Below are 3,002 nucleotides of genomic sequence, written 5' to 3'. Positions count from 1 at the left end.
CTCGGGTTTCGGGGTTGGGAGCTTGGCTGGCGGTTCGGCCTTGATGGCCTCTTCCGCCGCATCGCTCTGCGGCTTCACATTGCCCTCGCCCGCAACCTTCAGCCGCACGATCGGCGAGCCGATCGCCACCGTGTCGCCGATCTCGGCGCCCAGCCACAGGATCTCGCCGTCGACCGGCGAGGGAATCTCGACGGTCGCCTTGTCGGTCATCACCGCGGCCAGCACCGTGTCCTCGCGCACCAGGTCGCCGACCTTCACATGCCATTCGACCAGCTCGGCCTCGGCGACGCCTTCACCGACATCCGGCAGCTTGATGACGTGCTCGCCCATGGTCAGGCCTCCCTTCAAGCTTCCAGCGTTTCGACGAGCGCGCGGCCGACCCTGGCCGGGCCGGGAAAGTAGTCCCACTCCTGCGCATGCGGATAGGGCGTGTCCCAGCCGGCGACGCGCACGACCGGCGCTTCCAGATGGTAGAAGCAGTGCTCCTGCACCAGCGCCGAGAGCTCGGCGCCGAAGCCCGAGGTCAGCGTCGCCTCGTGCACCACCACGCAGCGTCCGGTCTTCGTCACCGAGGCGACGATCGTGTCGAGATCGAGCGGCAGCAGCGTCCTCAGATCGATGATCTCGGCGTCTATGCCGGTCTCCGTGGCCGCCGCCTCGGCGACATAGACCATCGTGCCGTAGGCGAGCACCGTGATCGCGGCGCCCTGCCTGCGGATCGCCGCCTTGCCGAGCGGCACCGTGTAGTGGCCGTCGGCAACCTCGCCCAGATCATGCTTCGACCACGGCGTTACCGGACGGTCGTGGTGGCCGTCGAACGGACCGTTGTAGAGCCGCTTCGGCTCGAGGAAGATCACCGGATCGGGATCCTCGATCGCCGCGATCAGCAGCCCCTTGGCGTCGGCAGGGTTGGACGGCACGATGACCTTCAGGCCGGAGACGTGGGTGAACAGCGCTTCCGGGCTCTGGCTGTGCGTCTGGCCGCCGAAGATGCCGCCGCCGGTCGGCATGCGGACCACGATCGGACAGGTGAAGTCGCCGTTCGAGCGATAGCGCAGCCGCGCCGCCTCCGAAACGATCTGGTCGTAGGCCGGATAGACATAGTCGGCAAACTGCACCTCGACGCAGGGCTTCAGCCCATAGGCGGCCATGCCGATGGCGGCGCCGACGATGCCGGCTTCGCTGATCGGCGCATCGAAGCAGCGGCTCTTGCCGTATTTGGCCTGCAGGCCTTGCGTGCAGCGGAAGACGCCGCCGAAGAAGCCGACATCCTCGCCGAACACGACGACGCGTTCGTCGCGCCCCATCGACACGTCCATGGCGTCGCGGATCGCCTCGATCATGGTCCGTCTGGGCATGGTCAGACCCCCGCCTGCTGGCGCTGTCGCCTGAGATGCGGCGGCATCTCGGCATAGACGCCCTCGAACATGTCGCGCGTAGACGGCTTGCCGCCGGCGTGCAGCGTGCCGTGGCTCTCGGCCTCCTTTTGCGCGGCGATCACCGTCTCGAGGATTTCGGCTTCCGCCTGGGCATGGCGCTCGTCCGACCAGACGCCGCGCTGGATGAGATGGTTCTTCAGCCGCACGATCGGGTCGCCGAGCGGCCAGGCGTCGGACTCCGCCTTCGGTCGGTAGGCGGACGGATCGTCCGAGCTCGAATGTGCGCCGACCCGGTAGGTGACATATTCAACCAGCGTCGGCCCGAGATTGCGGCGCGCCCGCTCGATCGCCCATTTCGCCACCGCGTGGACGGCGAGATAGTCGTTGCCGTCGACGCGCAGCGAGGGGATGCCGAAGCCGAGGCCGCGCGCCGCGAAAGTGCCGGAGCCGCCGCGCGCAATGCCCTGGAAGGTCGAGATCGCCCACTGATTGTTGACGACATTGAGCACCACCGGTGCCTTGTAGGTCGAGGCGAACACGAGCGCTGCATGAAAATCGGACTCCGCCGTCGAGCCGTCGCCGATCCAGGCGGCGGCGATGCGCGAATCGTTGGAGATCGCCGAAGCCATCGCCCAGCCAACGGCCTGGATGTACTGCGTCGCTAGGTTGCCGGAGATGGAGAAGAAGCCGTGCTCCTTCGACGAATACATGATCGGCAACTGCCGGCCCTTCAGCGGATCGGCCTCGTTGGAATAGATCTGGTTCATCATCGTGACCATCGGGTAGCCGTCGGCGATGAGCAGCCCGGCCTGCCGGTAGGTCGGGAAGTTCATGTCGCCCTTGGCCAGCGCCTTGCGGAAGGCGCAGCTCACCGCCTCCTCGCCGAGATGCTGCATGTAGAAGGAGGTCTTGCCCTGGCGCTGCGCCATCTGCATGCGCGCGTCGAAGGTCCTGAGCGTCATCATATGGCGCAGGCCCTCGAGCAGTTCCTGGTCGGAAAGCAGCCCGGCCCACGGCCCGACCGCCTCGCCGTCGCGGTTGAGCACGCGGATGATCGAGAACGCCATGTCGCGGATGGTGCGCGGATCGACGTCGATCTCCGGTCGCGGCGCCGATCCGGCCTTGGGGATGGTCACATTGGAGAAATCGGGCGTGCCACCCGGCCGCACCTCGGGCTCGGGAACATGGAACCGCAACATTCCAGCATCGGCCATGACCTACGTCCTCCAATGTTGCCGGTGCGATAGTTGCACATCCGCGCCGCTAATTCATCGGCCAGATGACGGGCCGTCCCCCGGCTTCTCGGCTGATCAAGGCCGATACGGCGCGCTGGCGACAAGATGCAGATATGACGGCGAAATTTCTTGTCGATGTTTTCGCCCGCCACGCAATTTGGCGAATGGCTGTGACCGGTCTGGCGCAAGAGCTTGAAATGCCCGGACCACGTAGGCGTTCGGGTAACTGTCGAGGCCAGTGCTGCCCCTCACCTGCCTGCCGGCACCTTTGTAACTTGTCCCGTGCCGACTCCGCTATTGCAGCAGGTGCGGTGGCGGACGAGAGACCGGAGCATCTTTGGGCCTTGAAGCCCGTGGGAGAGCGAGGGTCTTCGTCCGCCGTTCCATC

The 3,002-nt window shown here is 66.2% G+C and carries 3 protein-coding genes; all 3 read right to left on the bottom strand.

Annotation, left to right across the window (positions count from 1 at the left end; all coding sequences use genetic code 11):
• A partial coding sequence (locus EN742_RS30040) for a biotin/lipoyl-containing protein (RefSeq protein ID WP_348632870.1) occupies positions 1-330 on the bottom strand: 330 nt, incomplete at its 3' end.
• Between the two features lie 14 nt (positions 331-344).
• Complete coding sequence (locus EN742_RS30035) at positions 345-1,358, bottom strand: alpha-ketoacid dehydrogenase subunit beta (protein ID WP_126057336.1); 1,014 nt, start codon at positions 1,356-1,358, stop codon at positions 345-347.
• A 2-nt stretch (positions 1,359-1,360) separates the two neighbouring features.
• On the bottom strand, positions 1,361-2,593 hold the full coding sequence (locus tag EN742_RS30030; RefSeq protein ID WP_126057335.1) for a 3-methyl-2-oxobutanoate dehydrogenase (2-methylpropanoyl-transferring) subunit alpha: 1,233 nt from the start codon (positions 2,591-2,593) through the stop codon (positions 1,361-1,363).
• Positions 2,594-3,002: the final 409 nt, after the last annotated feature.

Source organism: Mesorhizobium sp. M4A.F.Ca.ET.020.02.1.1 (assembly GCF_004022645.1).
Taxonomy (GTDB): domain Bacteria; phylum Pseudomonadota; class Alphaproteobacteria; order Rhizobiales; family Rhizobiaceae; genus Mesorhizobium.
The sequence above is the reverse complement of the archived record's forward strand: the minus strand, read 5'-3'. Positions and strand labels throughout refer to the sequence as shown.

What these genes read in the sequence shown, in the direction of transcription:
- EN742_RS30035 (WP_126057336.1), bottom strand. Translation starts at nt 1,358, where the DNA reads ATGCCCAGACGGACCATGATCGAGGCGATCCGCGACGCCATGGACGTG.
- EN742_RS30030 (WP_126057335.1), bottom strand. Translation starts at nt 2,593, where the DNA reads ATGGCCGATGCTGGAATGTTGCGGTTCCATGTTCCCGAGCCCGAGGTG.